This is a genomic window from uncultured Mycobacterium sp. (genome assembly GCF_964249325.1).
GTDB lineage: Bacteria > Actinomycetota > Actinomycetes > Mycobacteriales > Mycobacteriaceae > Mycobacterium.
On the sequence record NZ_CAXUCH010000314.1, the window covers coordinates 1 to 4,102 of the forward strand.

At 67.3% G+C, this 4,102-nt stretch carries 4 protein-coding genes; 2 read left to right on the forward strand and 2 right to left on the reverse strand.

Features of this window, described 5'->3' with window-relative positions; all coding sequences use genetic code 11:
- Positions 1–382 (reverse strand): FHA domain-containing protein (locus ACFE99_RS23410; RefSeq protein WP_375489026.1); only part of this gene is annotated, 382 nt, incomplete at its 3' end.
- A 125-nt stretch (positions 383–507) separates the two neighbouring features.
- A complete protein-coding gene (locus ACFE99_RS23415; protein ID WP_375489028.1) occupies positions 508–1,011 on the reverse strand; it encodes a MarR family winged helix-turn-helix transcriptional regulator in 504 nt (167 codons plus the stop codon).
- 116 nt (positions 1,012–1,127) lie between these two features.
- Between ACFE99_RS23415 and ACFE99_RS23420 the strand changes: the two genes are divergently transcribed.
- A complete protein-coding gene (locus ACFE99_RS23420; protein ID WP_375489030.1) occupies positions 1,128–3,188 on the forward strand; it encodes an ATP-binding cassette domain-containing protein in 2,061 nt (686 codons plus the stop codon).
- Positions 3,185–4,027, forward strand: coding sequence for a CbiQ family ECF transporter T component (locus tag ACFE99_RS23425; protein WP_375489032.1), 843 nt, complete (start codon positions 3,185–3,187; stop codon positions 4,025–4,027). Before ACFE99_RS23420 ends, ACFE99_RS23425 begins: the two co-directional genes overlap by 4 nt.
- Positions 4,028–4,102: the final 75 nt, after the last annotated feature.

The following is a 4,102-nucleotide window of genomic DNA, read 5'->3' on the forward strand; positions in this document are numbered from 1 at the left end:
CCACCATGAGCAGCAGCTTCTTGCGGGACTTCTTCTTCGGCGGCCCGCCGGCCGCCTGCGCCGAGGCGCCCAGGCGAAACAGCAGCCGAGGCCCATGCTGGGGATCGCCGACGGTGATGGTCTGACCGTCGCGGATGTTGACCGTCGGCATCCGCGTGCCCTCGACGTAGATGCCCTGTCGGCTCCGGTCGACTGCGACCCAATGGTGCCCGGTGAACCGCAACACCAGGTGGACGGGTTCGGTCCACCCGCCGCCGCGATCGTCGAGGGGGACGTCAGAACGGCTGTCGTGGCCGACCGTGATGTCGCGGCCCGGCCCAAACGTGTAACTCGTGGATCCAACCCAAACGGTCAACGGGGAAGCGAACGCCTCGGTCCGCATGGGCCGCCACCTTTCATCACCGGTCACATCGTGCCGATTGATGGTTATCTACCCGGCAGCGCAATTATCTATCCAACAGTGCGCGCAGACGGCGCGCGCAGGGGGCCTCCAGCACCGACCGGTTCTTATGGCGTAATGCTGGGCTTTGGCGGGGGTGCGGAATCGTCAAGGAGCCGGCGCAATACCGCCACGGCATCGGTCAATACCTGCCGGTCCGTGGGCCCGAGACGAGCCAACTGCGGCTCGATCGCCGATGCGCGGTCGGCTCGGACGCGGTTGAGGGTACGTGCACCCGCGGGAGTGATGCGGATACGCACCGCGCGGGCGTCTCGTGGGTCGACCGTGCGGGTGACCAGACCGGCGTCCTCCAACCGTCGCACTTGGGTGGTCATCGTCGGCTGTGAGCAGTGGTCCATGGCGGCCAGGTCGCAAATGCGGGCTTCGCCGTGCGCCTCGATGGTTGACAGCAGCCGGGCCTGCGCCACCGGCAGCGGCAATTGGATGCGTTGGGTGGCCAGCCGGTTCAGCCGGGCAACCACAGCAAGGAGATCCGCCCCCAGGCTCGACTCGGCCTCGGTACTGGCCGCGTCGCCGACTGCGGCACCGCCGGCTGTGGCGGATGACGACATACTCCAATGATTGCATAGCTTTGCTATATAGATCAATCGTGCCGGTGCGTCGCCTGCTCTGCGCCGCCAGCCGTGTGGGAAGTGGGAAACCCTTGGAGACTGGCAGAATCGGTGCAATGACGTCGACCGGCCCGAGTAACGCGCTCCAAAAGCGGACTCGTTCAATGCGGCCCGCTGAACTGGCGCATGCGTCGGTCATGGCGGCGTTGTGCGCAGCGACCGCGATCATCGCGGTCGTCATGCCGTTCGGGGGCGCGCTGGCGCTGCTGGGCACGGTCCCTATGGGGCTGCTGGCCTATCGCTACCGCCTGCGGGTGTTGATCGCCGGGACCGTCGCCGCCGCGGTGATCGCGTTCCTGATCGCCGGCATGGGCGGCTTCATGACGGTTGTCAACAGCGCTTATGTCGGGGGACTGACCGGAATCGTCAAGCGTCGGCGCCGCGGCACACCCACCGTCATCGCCGCGTCTGTTGTCGCCGGCACGGTTTTCGGCGCCGCGTTGGTCGTGGCATTGAGTGTGCTGGCCCGGCTGCGTCATCTGGTTTTCGACACCGTCACCGCCAACGTCGACGGCATCGCGGCGGTGATGGCGCGATCCGGTCTCGGCGTGCCGGCCGACCACGTCAGGCGTGTCCTTGGGCTCGTTTTGCATCACTGGCCGTGGCTAATGCTCGGCTATGGCGTCGTCTCGATCCTGATCGTGTCGCTGATCGGTTGGTGGGCGCTGTCCCGCGTGTTGGAGCGGATGAGCGGCATCCCCGACGTGCACAAGCTGGACGCTTTGACCGACAGCGGCGCAATTGCGCCGGTGCCGGTGCGGCTGGACGGGGTGCGCTTCCGCTACCCGGGTACTAGCCAGGACGCCTTGCCGCCGGTCAGCCTCGAGGTGCGCGTCGGTGAACACATCGCGATCACCGGCGCCAATGGCTCGGGCAAAACCACCTTGATGCTGATATTGGCGGGCCGCGAGCCGACCTCGGGCACCGTGCAACGCCCCGGCGCGGTGGGTCTCGGGCGGATGGGCGGCACCGCTGTCGTTATGCAGCACCCCGAAAGCCAGGTGCTCGGCACCCGCGTCGCCGACGACGTGGTGTGGGGGCTGCCGCCCGGCACGACGACCGACGTCGATCGGCTGCTCGGCGAGGTGGGCCTTGACGGGCTCGCCGAGCGCGACACCGGAAGCCTCTCCGGTGGGGAACTTCAGCGGCTGGCCTTGGCGGCGGCGCTGGCACGTGAGCCGGTGCTGCTGATCGCAGACGAGGTCACCAGCATGGTCGACCAACAGGGCCGCGACACCCTGCTCGGCATTCTCTCGGGGCTGACCAAACGGCACCGCATGGCGCTGGTGCACATCACGCATTACAGCAACGAGGCCGAGTCCGCCGGTCGGGTGATCAACCTCAGCAATACCCGGGAGAACACCGAGATGGTGGAGACCACGGCGGCGCCCGTGGCAGCCATCCCCGCCGGCGATGAGAGTGGCGCACCGGTGCTCGAATTGGTCGGCGTCGGCCACGAATACAGCAGCGGCACACCGTGGGCCAAAACCGCGCTGCGCGACGTCAGCTTTGTGGTGCACCAGGGTGACGGGGTGTTGATCCACGGCGGCAACGGCTCGGGTAAGTCCACGCTCGCGTGGATCATGGCCGGGCTGACGGTGCCCACGACCGGTACGTGTCTGCTCGACGGGCGTCCCACCCATGAGCAGGTGGGCGCGGTGGCGTTGTCGTTTCAGGCGGCCCGCTTACAGTTGATGCGCAGCCATTTACAGTTGATGCGCAGCCATGTCGATCTGGAAGTGGCGTCGGCAGCAGGTTTTTCGCCTCGGGACCACGATCGGGTTATCGCAGCGCTGGGCGCTGTTGGACTGGATGCCTCGCTGGCGAAGCGGCGCATCGATCAGCTCAGCGGTGGTCAGATGCGCCGACTGGTGCTGGCCGGGCTGCTGGCGAGGTCGCCGCGGGCGCTGATCCTCGACGAGCCGCTGGCCGGGCTGGACGCCGCCACCCAGCGCGGCCTGCTGCGGCTGCTGGAGGACCTGCGCCGTGAGCGGGATTTGACGTTGGTGGTCATCTCACATGACTTCACCGGGCTCGAAGAGTTGTGCCCGCGCACCTTGCATCTGCGCCACGGTGTGCTGGAACCGGCGTCGACCGCCGCCGGAGGCATGTCGTGACCGCCACCGCGTCAGCTCGTCGCCCCACGCGCCGACCGGGCCGACCGGTTGTGCTGCTGCGGCCGGTGCCGGGCAGCTCACCCATTCATGAACTGTGGGCCGGCACCAAGCTCATTGTCGTTTTCGGTATTTCGGTGCTGCTGACGTTTTATCCGGGATGGGTGTCGATCGGTTTGGTGGCTGCGATGGTGCTGGCGGCGGCCCGGGTCGCCAACATCCCGCGCGGAGTGCTGCCATCAGTGCCGCTGTGGCTGTGGATCCTGATCGCCTTCGGCGGTATTACTGCGGCGCTGGCGGGCGGCAGCCCGCTGATCCATGTGGGCGCCGTTTCCGTGGGGCTTGGCGGCCTGCTGTATTTCCTTCGGATTACCGCTTTGTCGATGGTGTTGCTCGGCTTGGGCGCGATGGTGTCGTGGACCACCAACATCGGCGAAATTGCCCCCTCAGTCGCAACATTGGGAACCCCGCTGCGGCTGATGCGTATCCCGGTCGACGAGTGGGCGGTCGCGTTGGCGCTCGCGCTGCGGGCTTTCCCGATGCTGATCGACGAGTTCCGGGTGCTGTACGCCGCGCGTCGTCTGCGGCCTCAGCAGATTCCACGGAGGCGCAGGGCACGGCGTAGGCGCCGCGCGTTGGAGCTGATCGACCTGACCGCCACCGCGATCGCGGTCACGCTGCGGCGCGCCGACGAGATGGGTGATGCGATCACCGCCCGTGGTGGTATCGGGCAGATTTCAGCGGCGCCGTCGCGCCCGAAACGGGCGGACTGGATTGCGCTTTCAATCGCGTCCGCGGTGTGTGGCGCCGCGCTGGCAGCGGAGTTGCTGTTAGTCGCATAGGGACGCGACGGTGGTCATGGGTCGTCTTCGTCTTCATCGTCGGCGCGCAGCAAAGTCTCCGGATGGTGGAACGTG

What these genes read in the sequence shown, in the direction of transcription:
- ACFE99_RS23415 (WP_375489028.1), bottom strand. Translation starts at nt 1,011, where the DNA reads ATGTCGTCATCCGCCACAGCCGGCGGTGCCGCAGTCGGCGACGCGGCC.
- ACFE99_RS23420 (WP_375489030.1), top strand. Translation starts at nt 1,128, where the DNA reads ATGACGTCGACCGGCCCGAGTAACGCGCTCCAAAAGCGGACTCGTTCA.